Origin of the sequence: Bifidobacterium aemilianum (assembly GCF_003315635.1) — a bacterium.
Classification (GTDB): Bacteria; Actinomycetota; Actinomycetes; order Actinomycetales; family Bifidobacteriaceae; genus Bifidobacterium; species Bifidobacterium aemilianum.
This window is the reverse complement of sequence record NZ_PDCG01000081.1, coordinates 1-306: the sequence shown is the minus strand read 5'-3', so window position 1 is coordinate 306 and position 306 is coordinate 1. Positions and strand designations below refer to the sequence as shown.

Here is a 306-nt window from a genome sequence, read left to right as displayed (position 1 = left end):
CCCTGCCAGGCCTGCGGATCCATGGCATCCGTCGCAATCGCATCCAACAGGGCCTCGGGGGAGGGACGGTCCTGACGCCTGGGAGCCAGTGCGGCGCGGAAAGCCGCCATGGTCCGCGCCGGCAGCCCGGTCAGATCGGCCGAACCCGAGGCTGCCCGCTCCAGTACCGCCATCATCGGTTTGGAGCCGAAGACCGGCCTGCCGCAGGCCGCATAGGCCAGGACCGCCGCCGTGCTCCACCAGTCCGATCCCTCGTCCGATTCGGCTCCGTCAATCACCTCCGGGGCGATGAAGCCGGGCGTGCCC

General features: G+C 70.9%; 1 pseudogene. It reads right to left on the bottom strand.

Annotation, left to right across the window (positions count from 1 at the left end):
• Nucleotides 1–306, bottom strand: a pseudogene (locus tag CRD60_RS08500) (serine/threonine protein kinase); the annotation flags it as partial.